At 67.9% G+C, this 13927-nt stretch carries 11 protein-coding genes; 1 reads left to right on the top strand and 10 read right to left on the bottom strand.

All coding sequences use genetic code 11. From position 1 onward, the window contains the following. Nucleotides 1-102: 102 nt before the first annotated feature. Nucleotides 103-3534 (top strand): bifunctional proline dehydrogenase/L-glutamate gamma-semialdehyde dehydrogenase PutA, encoded by a 3432-nt coding sequence (gene putA, locus GV832_RS05395; protein WP_227754252.1) that lies wholly within the window; start codon nucleotides 103-105, stop codon nucleotides 3532-3534. 346 nt (nucleotides 3535-3880) lie between these two features. Here the strand turns inward: putA and GV832_RS05400 are convergent, their stop codons facing one another. From GV832_RS05400 to GV832_RS05445, 10 genes are all read right to left on the bottom strand, one after another. Continuing rightward, on the bottom strand, nucleotides 3881-4084 hold the full coding sequence (locus tag GV832_RS05400; RefSeq protein WP_168773813.1) for a SlyX family protein: 204 nt from the start codon (nucleotides 4082-4084) through the stop codon (nucleotides 3881-3883). Between the two features lie 162 nt (nucleotides 4085-4246). Continuing rightward, on the bottom strand, nucleotides 4247-4654 hold the full coding sequence (locus GV832_RS05405) for a DUF1178 family protein (RefSeq protein ID WP_168773814.1): 408 nt from the start codon (nucleotides 4652-4654) through the stop codon (nucleotides 4247-4249). Nucleotides 4655-4784: 130 nt separating this feature from the next. Then, nucleotides 4785-5291, bottom strand: a complete 507-nt coding sequence (locus GV832_RS05410; protein WP_168773815.1) for an NUDIX hydrolase — start codon at nucleotides 5289-5291, stop codon at nucleotides 4785-4787. 96 nt (nucleotides 5292-5387) lie between these two features. Next, nucleotides 5388-6569, bottom strand: a complete 1182-nt coding sequence (locus GV832_RS05415; RefSeq protein ID WP_168773816.1) for a 3-deoxy-D-manno-octulosonic acid transferase — start codon at nucleotides 6567-6569, stop codon at nucleotides 5388-5390. 497 nt (nucleotides 6570-7066) lie between these two features. Then, nucleotides 7067-8476: an amidase gene (locus GV832_RS05420; RefSeq protein WP_168773817.1), complete on the bottom strand. Its 1410-nt coding sequence runs from the start codon at nucleotides 8474-8476 to the stop codon at nucleotides 7067-7069. A 136-nt stretch (nucleotides 8477-8612) separates the two neighbouring features. Then, nucleotides 8613-9638, bottom strand: a complete 1026-nt coding sequence (locus tag GV832_RS05425) for an extracellular solute-binding protein (RefSeq protein ID WP_168773818.1) — start codon at nucleotides 9636-9638, stop codon at nucleotides 8613-8615. A gap of 18 nt (nucleotides 9639-9656) precedes the next feature. Continuing rightward, nucleotides 9657-10451, bottom strand: a complete 795-nt coding sequence (locus tag GV832_RS05430; RefSeq protein WP_168773819.1) for an ABC transporter permease — start codon at nucleotides 10449-10451, stop codon at nucleotides 9657-9659. After that, on the bottom strand, nucleotides 10444-11376 hold the full coding sequence (locus tag GV832_RS05435) for an ABC transporter permease (RefSeq protein ID WP_227754253.1): 933 nt from the start codon (nucleotides 11374-11376) through the stop codon (nucleotides 10444-10446). Before GV832_RS05435 ends, GV832_RS05430 begins: the two co-directional genes overlap by 8 nt. Beyond that, on the bottom strand, nucleotides 11373-12434 hold the full coding sequence (locus GV832_RS05440) for an ABC transporter ATP-binding protein (protein WP_168773820.1): 1062 nt from the start codon (nucleotides 12432-12434) through the stop codon (nucleotides 11373-11375). Before GV832_RS05440 ends, GV832_RS05435 begins: the two co-directional genes overlap by 4 nt. A gap of 73 nt (nucleotides 12435-12507) precedes the next feature. Then, the gene (locus tag GV832_RS05445; RefSeq protein WP_168773821.1) at nucleotides 12508-13920 is read right to left on the bottom strand and encodes an amidase; all 1413 of its coding nucleotides are present in this window, start codon (nucleotides 13918-13920) and stop codon (nucleotides 12508-12510) included. Nucleotides 13921-13927: the final 7 nt, after the last annotated feature.

A 13927-nucleotide genomic window follows, 5' to 3' on the forward strand; every position in this document is an offset into this window, starting at 1 on the left:
ATGACCCCTCATTTCAGGCCAAACGGCCTGCGAAAACCCACAGCCCGGGAAAATCGCCCGGATGTTCCCTGATATACTGGCTGAAACAGCATGGGAAGCATCATGGACGCCCTGACCATCCTCCGCCACGGCACCCTGGCCGATGAAGCCACCCTGACCGCCGCGAACCTCTCCCTCGCCGCGCTGGACGCAGGCGCCCGCGCCGCCATCACGAGGGACGCCGCCGCCCTCGTCGCCCGCATCCGTTCCAGCGCGAAACCCGGGCTGATGGAGGTCTTCCTGGCCGAATATGGGCTTTCCACCGACGAGGGCATCGCGCTGATGTGCCTCGCGGAGGCCCTTCTCCGCGTCCCCGATGCCCCCACGATGGACGCCCTGATCGAGGACAAGATCGCCCCGGCCGATTGGGGCCGCCACCTGGGGCGCTCCTCCTCCTCGCTGGTGAACGCCTCGACCTGGGCGCTGATGCTGACCGGCAAGGTGCTGGAGGACCGCGAGCCCGGCATCGTCGCCCATCTGAAGGGCGCGATGAAACGCCTGGGCGAGCCCGTGATCCGCACCGCCGTCTCGCGCGCCATGAAGGAGATGGGCCGCGCCTTTGTCCTGGGCGAGACGATCCAGGCCGCGATGGACCGCGCCCGCGAGCTGGAATCCAAGGGTTACACCTACAGCTACGACATGCTGGGCGAGGCCGCGCGGACCGAAGCCGATGCCCACCGCTATCACCTGTCCTATTCCGCCGCGATCACCGCCATTGCGCGTGCCGCCACCCATGGCGACATCCGCACCAACCCGGGGATTTCGGTCAAGCTCTCCGCGCTCCACCCCCGCTATGAAGTCGCCCGCCGCGCGCAGGTGATGGAGGAGCTGGTCCCCCGCCTCGCCTCGCTGGCGGGCCTCGCCAAGGCGGCAGGCCTCGGCCTGAACATCGACGCGGAGGAGGCCGACCGCCTGACCCTCTCGCTCGAGGTCATCGAAGCGGTGCTCTCGGACCCCTCGCTGAAGGGTTGGGACGGGTTTGGCGTCGTGGTCCAGGCCTATGGGCGGCGCGCGGGTGCGGTGATCGACTGGCTTTACCAGACCGCAACGCGCCTTGACCGCAAGATCATGGTCCGCCTCGTGAAAGGCGCCTATTGGGATGCCGAGATCAAAAGGGCGCAGGTCATGGGCCTCACCTCCTTCCCGGTCTATACGCGCAAGGAGGCTACCGATGCCTCCTATATGGCCAATGCGCGCAAGCTCTTGGGAATGACCGACCGCATCTATCCGCAATTCGCCACCCACAATGCCCATACCGTCGCCGCCGTCCTGCATATGGCGGAAGGCCTGCCGAAAGGCGCCTATGAGTTCCAGCGCCTGCATGGCATGGGAGAGCGGCTCCACGACCTGGTCCTGACCGAACGCGGCACGCGCTGCCGGATCTATGCGCCGGTGGGCGCCCACCGCGACCTTTTGGCCTATCTCGTGCGCAGGCTGTTGGAGAACGGCGCCAATTCCTCCTTCGTCAACCAGATCGTCAATGCCGAGATCCCGCCGGAAAAGGTCGCAGCCTGCCCCCTGACCGCGATGGAGACCCCGCGCAAGCAGCCCGTGACCTCCGGCCCCGATCTCTTCGCCCCCCGCCGCAATTCGCGCGGCTTCGACCTGAGCGATGCCACCGACCTGGCCGCCATCGAGGCTGCCCGCGCCCCCTTCCGCGCCACGATCTTCGAGGCGGGCCCCCGCCTTGCGGGCGCCGTGCAAGGGGACAAGCGGCTGGGCGTGCCCAACTCCGCCGATGGGAGCCTGACGGGCCATGTCGTGACCGCCTCCCTGGCCGATGTCGAGACCGCGCTGACGGCGGCCACCCCCTGGGGCGCGCCCAACCGCGCCGAGGTCCTGAACCGCGCCGCGGACCTTTACGAGGCGAATTTCGGCGCCATCTTCGCGCTTTTGGCGCGGGAGGCGGGCAAGACCCTGCCCGATGCGGTGGCTGAACTGCGCGAGGCGGTGGATTTCCTGCGCTATTACGCAGGCGGAACCCAAGGCACCCCGCGCGGGGTTTTCGCCTGCATCTCGCCCTGGAACTTCCCGCTGGCGATCTTCACGGGCCAGGTGGCGGCGGCCTTGGCCTCGGGGAACGCGGTCCTGGCCAAGCCGGCCGAGCAGACGCCGCTGATCGCGGCCCTGGCCGTGGACCTCTTGCACCAGGCGGGGGTGCCAAGGGCCGCCTTGCAGCTTCTGCCCGGCGATGGCGCGGTGGGGGCGGCGCTCACGCGGGATGCGCGGGTGAAGGGCGTGGCCTTCACCGGCTCGACCGAGACGGCTCTGTTGATCCGGCGGTCCATGGCCGCGCATCTCGACCCCGGTGCGCCGCTCATCGCCGAGACCGGGGGCTTGAACGCCATGCTGGTGGATTCGACGGCCTTGCCCGAACAGGCCGTGCGCGACGTGATCGCTGCGGCCTTCCAGAGCGCCGGTCAAAGGTGCTCGGCGCTCCGCTGCCTTTACCTGCAAGAGGATATCGCCCCCCATGTCCTGACCATGCTGCAGGGCGCGATGGAGACCCTGTCCTTGGGCAACCCCTGGGGGCTCGAGACCGATATCGGCCCGGTGATCGATGCCGAGGCGCAGAAGGGGATTGCCGATTACATCGCAGCGGCCCGCAACGAGGGGCGGGTCCTGGCCGAACTTACCGCGCCGAAAGGGGGGAGCTTCGTGGCCCCGGTGGTCCTGAAGGTCAAGGGCATCGCGCAGATGCCGCGCGAGATCTTCGGCCCCGTCCTGCATGTGGCGACCTTCAAGGCGGGCGAGATCCCTGCGGTCATCGCTTCGATCAATGCGACGGGTTATGGGCTGACCTTCGGTCTTCACACCCGGATCGACGACCGGGTGCAAGAGGTGGTCTCAAACGTCCATGTCGGCAATGTCTATGTGAACCGCAACCAGATCGGGGCGGTGGTGGGGTCTCAGCCCTTCGGCGGCGAGGGGCTCTCGGGCACCGGTCCCAAGGCAGGCGGGCCGCATTACCTGGGCCGTTTCGTGACGGGGGCCCTGCCGACTGTGGGGGGGGCGCCCGAGGCGGCGAGCGGCGCCCTGCCGACTGCGGGGGGCGCGCGCGTGGCGGGGGGCTCTTTGGCGGCCAGCGCGGCGCAGGTGGCGGCGGCGGTCCTGCGCGCCCTGGACCTTCCCGGACCCACGGGGGAGTCGAACCGCCTGACGCTGATCGCGCGGGCTCCGCTTTTGTGCTTGGGGCCGGATGTGGCGGGCCAGGTGGCGGCGGTTGGGGCCTTGGGGGGGCGGGGCGTCGCGGCGGAGGGGCTGGAGCCCAAGGCGCTGGAGCGGCTCGAGGGCTTTTCGGGCGCGCTGTGGTGGGGCGAGGCGGACCAGGCCCGGGCCTATGTCCAGGCCCTGGCCGCGCGGCAGGGACCGATCCTGCCGCTGATCACCGGGGCGCCCGACCTTGGCCATGTGCTGCAGGAGCGGCATATCTGCATCGACACCACGGCCTCGGGCGGCAATGCGCAGCTTCTGGCGGAGGTCGGGGGCGACTGAGCGGCGTCAAGCGGAGCGGGCCCCATGGGGGCCCGCAAGCGGTCATCTCGCCTCTGGGCCTGCGGCCCAACCGTCTCGGGTCTCGGGCTCATCCGGGGGGAATGGTCACGCCGCAGTTGTCACAGGGCCCCGGGCAGTCAATCGGCGTGAGGAGGGCGCTGGACAGCAAAGCGCCTTCGTCATGCGCCTTGGCTCTGTCCTCTGCCCCATGATCCAGGATCTTGCCCGGCGGGATTGCGACCCGGGGCGCAGCGGATCGGCAGGTCGTGGTCCCGGGGGAAGGGGCACTCTGGAGAGATTGCGGCCCGGGGCGCAGGGCTCCATGTCCCGACCTGGGCCCCTGCGCTCACCAATGCGGCGGGCGGACATTGGCGGCGGGGGCCTCGTGACCCATGGCTTCCCGTTCCGCCTCGCGTTCGGCCAGAAGCGTCGAGAGCCGCGTCAGGCGGTCGATCTCGCGGGCTTGGGCGGCGACGACATCGGACAGGTCTTCGACCGCCCGGATCAGATGCGCCATTCGCTCTTCCATTGCATCCAGGCGTTCCATCATCCGTCCTTCATTGGTCCAGGAATATCCACGGGGTTTCCAAAGGGGCGCCTGCGCCCCTTTGGTTGGGGGGCTCGGGGGGCGAAAGCCCCCCGATCTGGGGGGTGCGGGGGGGCTGCAAGCCCCCCCGCCCTGGGCGACCGGCCGAAGGCCGGGCGCAATCCCTCAATTCGTCTTGCGCGTCGGCAAAAACGGCAGGGGCGCCACCGGGACCCCCTCTTCCAGAAGCGCGATGGCCTCTTCGGGCCGCGCCTCGCCATAGATCGCCCGCTCGGGCGCATCGCCCGCATGCATGGCCCGCGCCTCGGTCACGAAATTCATGCCGACATATTCCGAATTCTCCTCGACCCTGCGGCGCAACTCCGCCAGGGCGGCCTCGCGCTGGGCGAGGTCGGCGGCCCGCGCCGTGCCATGCGCCACCTGAGGCGCCATCAGCGCCTTGTCCACCTCGGTCGCGCCGCAGTCCGGGCAGGACAGATGCCCGGCCCGGCGCAGCCCCTCAAAGGCCTCGCCCGACTGGAACCAGCTTTCGAACCCGTGCCCCTTCGGGCATTTCAGCGTGTAACGGATCATTTGCGACCCAATCCCGACTTCTGTTTGCACCCTGCATGGCGCCAAGGGTTCCGCCATGGCCCCAGCATGAGACATGGAGTTTACCGAAAAGTTTCACGACCCGAAAGGCCACCCGACCCCGCCTCGGACGTCAGGCCTTGAGCCCCTTGCGATGCCGCGCCGCGGGGGCCAGAAGCCCGGGGTCCTGGGCCAGGGCCACGAGGAGCTCCGCCAGCCCCGCCTCGGCCACCAGGCCCGCCGCCTCTTCGGCGCCGAACCACTTGCGCCGCCGCTCCTTGCGCTCGGGCCAGCGCGCCTTCACCTCGCGCTGCCGCAGGGGATAGACCGTCACGCAGCAAGACCGGACCGAGCGGTCATTCAGCACCTTGTCATAGACGAAACGCCCCAGCGGATCGCCCGAGACCTTGCCAAGCGCCCCGGCCTCTTCCCAGGCCTCGCGCGCGGCCACCTCCTCGGGCGCGAGGCCCGCCATCGGCCAGCCCTTGGGGATCACCCAGCGCCGCGTCTCGCGCGAGGTCACCATCAGGACCTCGACCCTTCCCTTCTTCAGCCGCCAGCACAGCGCCGCCATCTGCCCCAGCGCCGCAGGCGATACGGGAGACAGGTGAGGACCGGGTTCGTCAAAGGCAATGGACATGAGGCTGCTCGATCGCACTGTACATGGAGCGCTTCTCAGTCCGGCGCCCCTGTCGTCACTGTGGCAGGTTGTCGCGCTTGTGCAAGCCCGCTTGCGTCACTTTTTGCGTTCCGGGCCCAGGATCGCGGCCCGCAGGGCGGTCAAAAGCGCCTCTCCTCCCGCTGTCGTGCTCAAACTGCGTGCAGCTTCGGCCATGCGGTCCTGCGTCGCGCCATCCAGACCCCTCAGCGCCTCGGGCCCCCAGACCCTGGCCCCGCCGACGGCGTCGAGGCCCGCATAGGTCGCGGCAAAATTCGCCACATGCGGCCCGTGCAGGATGGCCGCGCCATGGGCCAGGGGCTCCCAGGGCGTATGGCCGCCCTTATCCACCAGCGAGCCGCCGACGAAACAGGCCCCCGCCATCGCATACCAAAGCGGCATCTCGCCCAGGGTGTCGGCCAGGTAGACCCGCTTGCCCGGCGTCAGCGGGATTCCCGCCCCGGCCGAGCGCCGGGAGAAGGCCAGACCCCGGGCAGCGATCAGGCTTGCGATCTCGTCGCCGCGCCTTGGATGGCGAGGGGCGATGATCAGCAGGGTGAAATCCGAGGCCATGAAGGCGTCAAGCAGGGGCCCATCCTCGCCCGCATGGGTCGAGGCCGCAAGAAGCACCCCGGCGCGCTCGGCCCTGGGGCGGGGAGGGGCGAGGCGGCTGCGCGCCATGGCCTCGGCCTTGAGGTCGCAGGGCGGCAGCCAGCCCGAAACGCCAAGCGCCCTGAGCCGCGCCTCCGACCCCGCATCCTGGGCCGAAGCCAGGGTGACATGGCTCAGGAACCCGGCGCCTGCGCCGCCCCAGAACCGCGCCGAGCGCCTGGACATCCGCGCCCCCACCAGGGCGATGGGCAGACCCTGCAAGTGGCGGAAGCGGGCGGGCCAGAACTCTCCCTCGAGATTGACGAAGGCCCTGGGGCGGCCGAAGCGTCTGAGCGCCCCAGGAAGGTCGAGGGGGGCGAGGCTGGTCGTGACGCCGGGCAGGCTCTGCCGGACCAGGGCGCGCCCGGTGACGGTCGAGGCGGTGACATGGACGGGATGCTCTGCGGCCAGGGCCTCGATGACCCAGCGGGCCGACGTAAGCTCTCCATTCGAGGCGCCATGGACCCAGATGGCGCCATTCGGTCCAACGGCGCCGCGTCGCTCGGCGAAATCGGCCCAGGTCTCGCGCCCGGTCAGGGCCCGCCAGAGGGCCAGGCCCAGCATGAGCCGGGGCGCGGTCCAGAGGAGGAGGCGGAGAAGGAGGGTCATGGCGCAGGCTTACCCCGGGAAGCGCGCCATGGGAATGCGCTTTGGCGCCGGGGGCGGTGCTGCCGACTGGACCCTTTGCGCCAGCTTGGCGCCCGCGCCCTGCCGACTGTTGGCGCCTAGGCTCTGCCGACTGCACCGGCGCGCTTTTCCGTCGTGCCGCAGCCCCGCCGACTGGACCACGGGCCCGGGCGGCACGGTCTTGGCGGGACAAGGGGCTGGGGAAGGCAGGGTCCGGAGGTCCTGCGGATCGAGATGACGGGGGCGAGAGGTGATCGGACGGGAAATCACAGGGTCAAGACGTTGACAGGCCAAGAAGCGACTGGGTCAGGAAGCTACCGGGGCAGGACTTTGCCGGGCCAGGAGGTTGCCGGGTCGGGAAGCTACCGTTTCAGGAAGTTACCGGGTCAGGACGTCACCAGGGCAGTCAATCAGGCCAATCAACCAGGGGCGCAAGGTCATGGACCCGCGCTCTCAGGTCAGCGCTCAAAAGCCCCACCTCACAGCAGCGGAGGCCGTTGCCCCGGCCAATCCGTCGCCAGGTGCCAGGCCTGCCCCATGGCCAGCACCGCCGCGTCCGACCCCATAGGCCCCGCCAGCTGCATCCCCATCGGCAGGCCCTGCGCCCCAAAGCCCACCGGCAGCGACAGGCAGGGCAGGCCTGCCAGCGAGACCGGGATCACCACCTCCATCCAGCGGTGATAGGTGTCCATCCGGGCGCCCGCGATCTCAGTCGGCCATCTGACATCGACGGCAAAGGGCCAGACCTGGGCAGTCGGCAGGGCCAGCGCGTCGAAGCGTTCAAACAGCCGCGCCACCTCGGCATACCACCGCGACCGGATCACGCTGGCCCGATAGACCTGCTCGGCGCTCATCCCCTTTCCGGCCTCGATCTCCCACAGCGTCTCGGGCTTGATCATCGCCCGCTTGGCCGGGTCCGAGAACAGCTCGGCAAAACCATTGGCGTTCAGCATGGCCCGCAGCGTCACCCAGGCGCTCCAGAGGTCGCCCGCCGGGAAGGGCGGCGCCACCTCCTCGACCATGGCGCCCATCTCCTCCATCTGCGCGAGCGCCGCCCGGCAGATCTCCAGGATCCCGGGCTCCATCGCATAGGCCCCGCCCCAATCGCCCAACCAGGCGATGCGCTTGCCCCTCAGCGAGGCCCGCTCCAGGGCGCCCGTGAAATCCCCAGGCTCCCGGCCAAAGGGCACCTCGGGGTTCACCCCCGCCTGGACCGCCAAGAGCCGCGCCACATCCTCGATCGTCCGCCCCATCGGGCCCTCGGTCGCCAGGGTGGCCAGGAAAGCCTCCCCCTCGGCATCGGCAGGCACCAGCCCCCAGCTCGGCCGAAAGCCGTAAACGTTGCAGAACCCGGCCGGGTTGCGCAGGGAGCCCATCATGTCCGACCCATCCGCCACCGGCAGCATCCGCGCGGCCAGCCCCGCCGCAGCGCCCCCCGACGAGCCCCCGGCCGTGCGCCCCAGGTCATAGGGGTTGCGCGTCGCGCCAAAGACCGGGTTGAAGCTCTGCGAGCCATGCCCCCATTCCGGCGTGTTGGTTTTTCCGATGAAGATCGCCCCCGCGGCCCGCATCCGGGCGGCCAGAAGATCATCCTTCACCGGCACGAAATCCTTGTAGATCGGCGAGCCCCAGGTCGTCCGCAAGCCCTTGGTCGCGCACAGATCCTTCACCGCCAGCGGCAGCCCATGCAGCCAGCCCCCAACCCCATCATCCGCCGCCCGCGCCTCGGCCATCAACGCATCCGCATCGCGCAGCGACACCACCGCATTCACCGCGCCATTGACCGCTCCGATCCGCGCCAAATGCGCAGCCATGACCTCCGACGGCGCAAAGTCCCGCGCCGCAATCCCCCGGCTCAGATCCGAGGCCGACATCTCCCAAAGCTCCATCACGGCCCTTTCAACTTGGTCCAAATACTCGGGGAGAGTGTGAGAGGGGCAAAGTCCCTCTCACGCGGGAAGGGGGGTATGGGGGGGAGGGCAAGGCCCTCCCCCCCATTCGGGCGACGCCGTCAGGCGGCGCAACTCACTTCTGCAGTTCGGTCCAGATCGCCGTGATATAGTCCTGGGCCTTGCCGGTGCAGGTCTTCAGGAAGACGCCCTTGGATTTCAGCTCTTCCGGGATGACGATCTCGGGCGCGTCCTTCATGTCGGCCGGCATGAACTCTTCCGACCCCGCGATGCCGTTGCCATAGCGGGCAAAGGCCGAGATCAGCGCGGCATTTTCCGGGAGCGCGATGAAGTCGAGGAACTTGTAGGCCTCTTCGACGTTCTTCGCATCCGACAGAAGCATCACCTGGTCCATGAAGATCGGGAAGCCTTCGCGCGGCAGGCCGAAGCTCACATCCGGATTGGCCAGGCGCGAGCGGAACATGGCGCCGTTCCAATAGACCGTCGCCTTGACGTCATTCGAGGACATCTTCTCGGTCATGCCATAGTCCATCGAGACCCACTTGGGCTTGGCCTCCAGGAGCTTGTCGCGGACCTTCTTCATCAGCTCGGCATCCTCCGAGCAGGGCTGGCCGCCCAGGTACATCGTGGCCATGGCCAGGACGTCGTTCATCTCGGGCGTCACGTTGATCTTGCCCGCGACTTCCGCCGGCGGGTCCAGCCAGATGGCCGAGGTGTTGATATCGCCCGCATAGAGCGTCTTGTTCATGCCGATGCCGGTGGTGCCCCACTGCCACGGGATCGAGAACTTCCGGCCGGGGTCATAGTCGACATTCATCCACTCGGGCGCGATATTGCCGTGATGCGGGATCTTGGACAGGTCCAGCTCCTGCACGAGGCCCTTTTCGACATAGATCGGCACATAGTTTGCCGAGGGCACGACCAGGTCGAAGCCCGAACCACCCGCCTCGATCTTGGCGAGTGCCGTGTCGTTGCTGTCATAATCCGTGACGGTGACCTTGATCCCGGTCTCCGCTTCGAATTTCGCCAAGAGCTCGGGCGAGGTATAGTCGCCCCAGTTGTAGAGCTGCAATTCGCCCTCGGCCTGGGCCATGGCCGTCAGGCCCATCAGCATCGCCGTCGCCGTCAGAAGGTTCTTCATCGTTTACTCCCTGTTGTGTCAGTCTTTTTTCCGTGTCAGCGCCATGAAGGCCACCAGCATCACCACGGTCAGCCCCAGAAGCATGGTCGAGATCGCATAGACCTCGGTCGAAACCTGTCGGCGGATCTGGCCCAGCATATAGGTGGGCAATGTGTCCTGGCCTGCCGATTTCACGAAGACGGTGATCACCACGTCATCCAGTGACGTGACGAAGGCCAGCATCATCCCCGCCAGGATCCCCGGCAAGAGCAGGGGAAAGGTCACCCGCCGGAAAGTGGCGAAGGGCGTGGCGTAAAGATCGGCGGCCGCGGTCTCCAGCGTCAGGTCCATGCTCTCCAGCCGTGCCCGGATCGGCAGATAGGCAAAGGGGATGCAGAAGGCCGAATGGGCCAGCACGAGGTAGCCCATGCCCTGGTATCCCAGCGTCACCTTGAACCAGGCGAAGAAGATCAGCAAAGCCACCGCCGTCACGATTTCCGGCACCATCAGGGGCTGGTTGATCATGACATAGATGAAGGTCTGGCCCTTGAACCTGGCCCGCCGCGTCGTGCCGAGCGCCGCCATGGTCGCCACCACGGTCGAGATCACGGCGGCCACCGCCGCAAGCCACAGGCTGCGGATCGTCGAATCCTTGACCTGGTCGTTCTCCCAGGCCTTGGCGAACCAGTGCAGGCCGAAGCCCTCCCAATGCGCCAGGTCCTCGCCCGCGTTGAAGGAGTAGAAGACCAGGATCACCAGGGGCAGGTAGAGCGCCGCAAAGACCGCCATGGCGATGGGGGTGAAGCCGGGCAGGTGGCTGATGGGCCTAGCCATGGCGCACCTCGCGGTTGGCAAAGCGCACATAGACCAAGAGCGCGGCCGTCACGATCACCAGAAGCGTCACCGACAGCGCCGCGCCCAGGGGCCAGTTCCGACCCTGGCCGAATTGCAGCTCGATGAAATTGCCGATCATCATCTGCTTGCCGCCGCCCAGGATGCGCGGCGTGACATAAGCCCCCAGCGCCGGGACGAAGACCAGGATCGAGCCCGCGATGATCCCCGGTTTCACCACCGGCACGATGATCCGCCGCAGCACCTGGAACCGCGTGGCGTAAAGGTCGTATCCCGCCTCCAGGAGCCGCATGTCGAAACGGTCGATGGCGGCGAAGAGCGGCAGGACCATCAGCGGCAGGTAGACATAGGTCATGCCGATGAAGACCGCCGTATCGGTGTAGATGATCTGCAAGGGCTGGTCGATCAGCCCCAGGCCGATGAGGATATTGTTCAAAAGCCCCTCGGCCCGGATGATCTCGTTGATGGCCAGGGTGCGGATCAAAAGGTTGGTCCAGAAGGGGATCGTGATCAGGAAAAGCCAGAGCGCCCTTTGCCTCTGCGGCCGTGTCGCGATGAACCAGGCGGTGGGAAAGCCCACGGCAAAGGTGAAGATCGTGGTCAGAAGGCTCAGGTTGACCGACCGCAGGAGGATGGAAAGATGGGCGTCCTCCAGCCGCAGGGTGTCGTCGAAGACATCGCGGGTGAAGAGGATCCCGGTCCAGGCGTCGAAGGAAAAGCCCCATTCGACATTGCCATATTCGCCCGGAAGGAGGAAGGAATAGACCACCATGATCAAAAGCGGCCCGACGGCCGCCACGGCCAGGAGCACCAGCGCGGGCAGCGACAGAAGCCAGCCGCCGCGCACGGTCTTGGCCGCCAGGGCGGCCTCGGCCTGCGAGGGCCCGGAGAGGGGCGCCCCGCTCATTCCTCCAGCACCTGGAGCGCGCCGGGCAAGAAGCGCAGGCCGATGCCCTGTCCGACCTGCAACCCGCTTTCGCCATCCGAGGGCGATTGCAGCCGCGCCACGACCTCGGTCCCGTCGGGGAGCGACATGTGGCAATGGGTGTCGGTGCCGAAATAGACGAGGTTGGTGATCTTGACCGGCACATCGCCCTCGGCCTCGGGGACAAGGCGCAGCTGTTCGGGGCGGATGGTCAGGGTGACCCTTTGGGCCTGGCTGGCGGGGGCCTGCACGACGATGCCGCAGTCCAGGCGGTAGCCCAGGGCCTCGCGCGTGGCGGGCAGGAAGTTGGTCTCGCCGATGAAGGAGGCCACGAAGCGGTTCCTGGGCCGCGTATAGATCTCTTTAGGCGAGCCCACCTGTTGCAGATGCCCCGAGCTCATCACGCCGATCCGGTCGGACATGGTCAGCGCCTCTTCCTGGTCGTGGGTGACGAAGACGAAGGTGATGCCGGTTTCCAGTTGCAGACGCTTGAGTTCGATCTGCATCTCCTTGCGGAGTTTCAGGTCCAGGGCCGACAAGGGCTCGTCCAGAAGCAGAACCTTGGGCTGCGGCGCGAGCGCCCGCGCCAGGGCCACGCGCTGTTGCTGGCCGCCCGAAAGCTGGCTGGTTTTCCGCGCCGCCAGGTGGTCCAGCTTGACCAGGGCCAGCATCTCCGCCACCCGCGCGCTGACCTCCGACTTGGACTTTCCCAACATTTCCAACCCGAAAGCCACGTTCTGGGCCACGGTCAGATGAGGAAACAGAGCATAGGACTGAAAAACCGTGTTCACCGGGCGCTTGTTCGGCGGCAGGTTGGTGATATCGGCGCCATCCAGAAGGATCGTGCCGCCCGAAGGCATCTCGAAGCCCGCGATCAGCCGCAGAAGCGTGGTCTTGCCGCAGCCCGAGGGGCCGAGCAGCGTGAAGAACTCCCCCTTGCGGATGTCCAGCGAGACATCGTCCAAGGCGCGGACGGCGTGTTCCCCATGGCCGAACGCCTTGATGACGTTCTGTGCCGATATGGCGATGGTTTGGCTCACCGCGCACTCCCCGTTGTTTTGATCATATTGGCGCCCTGCCGCGCGCAACTGCAAATGATTCTTGCAGTCGCGCTCAAATTCCGGGCTTTCGTCCGAACCATGGCGCGGCGGCCTCGAGTTCTGCACAAAAAGCGATCAGCTCTTCGTCCTGGCCATAGGGGGCGGCGACATGGATGCCGACCGGCAGGCCATCCACCATGCCAAGCGGCACCGAGGCGGCGGGCTGTCCGCTGGCATTGAAGATGGCGCAGAAGGGGGAATAGGCGAATATCCCTTCCGGACCCGTGCGATAGGCGACGTAATCCTCGGTGTCATGGTTGAAGCGGCCGACCTTGGCGGGCGGCTCGGCCAGCGTCGCCGACATCAGCAGGTCAATCCCCGCGAACTCCGCCGCCATCTGGCGCCCGAAGGCATGGATTTGCCCCACCGCCTCCAGGTAGCGCAGCGGAGACAGGGTTTCGGCATGGGCGAGGGCACCGCGCCCCACGCCCTCGACCAGGCCCTCGAGGGGCCGTCCCTGCAACCCGCCCCGGATCGAAAGCGCGGTGCCGACCGCGACGATATCGGTCCAGGCCCGCATCATCATCGCCACATCGGCGCGGACCTGGTGGACCTCGACGTGATGGCCGAGGCTCTCGGCCAGGCTTGCCGCCTTGCGGACCTGCTCGGCCACGCCCGGATGGATCGCCGCCCCGGTGAAGGTCGTGTCCACCACCCCCACCCGCAAGCGGCGCGGCGGGCGCGAGATCGCATCGGCATGGCTGCGCGCAAGCGGCGGAGCGACGTAAGGCGCACCCAAATCCGGCCCCATGCAGGCATCCAAGGCCCGCGCCGTATCGCGCACCGACCAGGTGAGGAAGCCGTCGATCGACATGCCCGCCCAGCCCTCGCCCGAAAACGGCCCATCCGGCAGCCGCGCGCGGGTGGGTTTGAACCCGAACAAGCCGCAACTGCTGGCCGGGATGCGCACCGACCCCCCGCCATCCGACCCATGGGCGAAGGGCACGATCCCCGCCGCCACCGCCGCCCCCGCTCCACCCGAGGACCCGCCCGAGGTCCGGCCCAGGTCCCAGGGGTTGCGCGTCGGCCCGCCATAGACCACCGCCTCGGTGGCCGCCCCGATCCCGCCCTCGGGCGAGGTCGTGCGGCCAAAGGTCACCACGCCCATCTCCTTGATGCGGGCATAGATCGCGCTGTCGCCGGAATAGCGCGTCAGCCCCCAAAGCCGCGAGCCGTTGAACGACGGAAAGTCCACCGCCTCGCAGCCCAGGTCCTTCAACAGGAAGGGCACGCCGCGAAAGGGGCCGCGCGGCAGGGCGCTCAGCGACTTGCGGGCGACCTCTTCCTGGATCAGGACCACGGCATTCAGCCTGGGATTGACCTCGGCCACCCGGTCCAGCGCGCCTTGCAAGAGCTCCGAGGCCTGGACCTCGCCCCGCGCCACCGCCTCGGCCCAGGCCGTCGCATCCCGTGTCCGGAAATCCATCGCTTTC

Origin of the sequence: Stagnihabitans tardus (assembly GCF_009925085.1) — a bacterium.
Taxonomy (GTDB): domain Bacteria; phylum Pseudomonadota; class Alphaproteobacteria; order Rhodobacterales; family Rhodobacteraceae; genus Stagnihabitans; species Stagnihabitans tardus.

Excerpts from the sequence above, each read along its gene's own strand:
- GV832_RS05435 (WP_227754253.1), bottom strand. The coding sequence starts at position 11,376 with ATGAGCGGGGCGCCCCTCTCCGGGCCCTCGCAGGCCGAGGCCGCCCTG.
- GV832_RS05425 (WP_168773818.1), bottom strand. The coding sequence starts at position 9,638 with ATGAAGAACCTTCTGACGGCGACGGCGATGCTGATGGGCCTGACGGCC.
- GV832_RS05400 (WP_168773813.1), bottom strand. The coding sequence starts at position 4,084 with ATGATGGAACGCCTGGATGCAATGGAAGAGCGAATGGCGCATCTGATC.
- GV832_RS05430 (WP_168773819.1), bottom strand. The coding sequence starts at position 10,451 with ATGGCTAGGCCCATCAGCCACCTGCCCGGCTTCACCCCCATCGCCATG.
- GV832_RS05445 (WP_168773821.1), bottom strand. The coding sequence starts at position 13,920 with ATGGATTTCCGGACACGGGATGCGACGGCCTGGGCCGAGGCGGTGGCG.
- putA (WP_227754252.1), top strand. The coding sequence starts at position 103 with ATGGACGCCCTGACCATCCTCCGCCACGGCACCCTGGCCGATGAAGCC.
- GV832_RS05420 (WP_168773817.1), bottom strand. The coding sequence starts at position 8,476 with ATGGAGCTTTGGGAGATGTCGGCCTCGGATCTGAGCCGGGGGATTGCG.
- GV832_RS05410 (WP_168773815.1), bottom strand. The coding sequence starts at position 5,291 with ATGTCCATTGCCTTTGACGAACCCGGTCCTCACCTGTCTCCCGTATCG.
- GV832_RS05405 (WP_168773814.1), bottom strand. The coding sequence starts at position 4,654 with ATGATCCGTTACACGCTGAAATGCCCGAAGGGGCACGGGTTCGAAAGC.
- GV832_RS05415 (WP_168773816.1), bottom strand. The coding sequence starts at position 6,569 with ATGACCCTCCTTCTCCGCCTCCTCCTCTGGACCGCGCCCCGGCTCATG.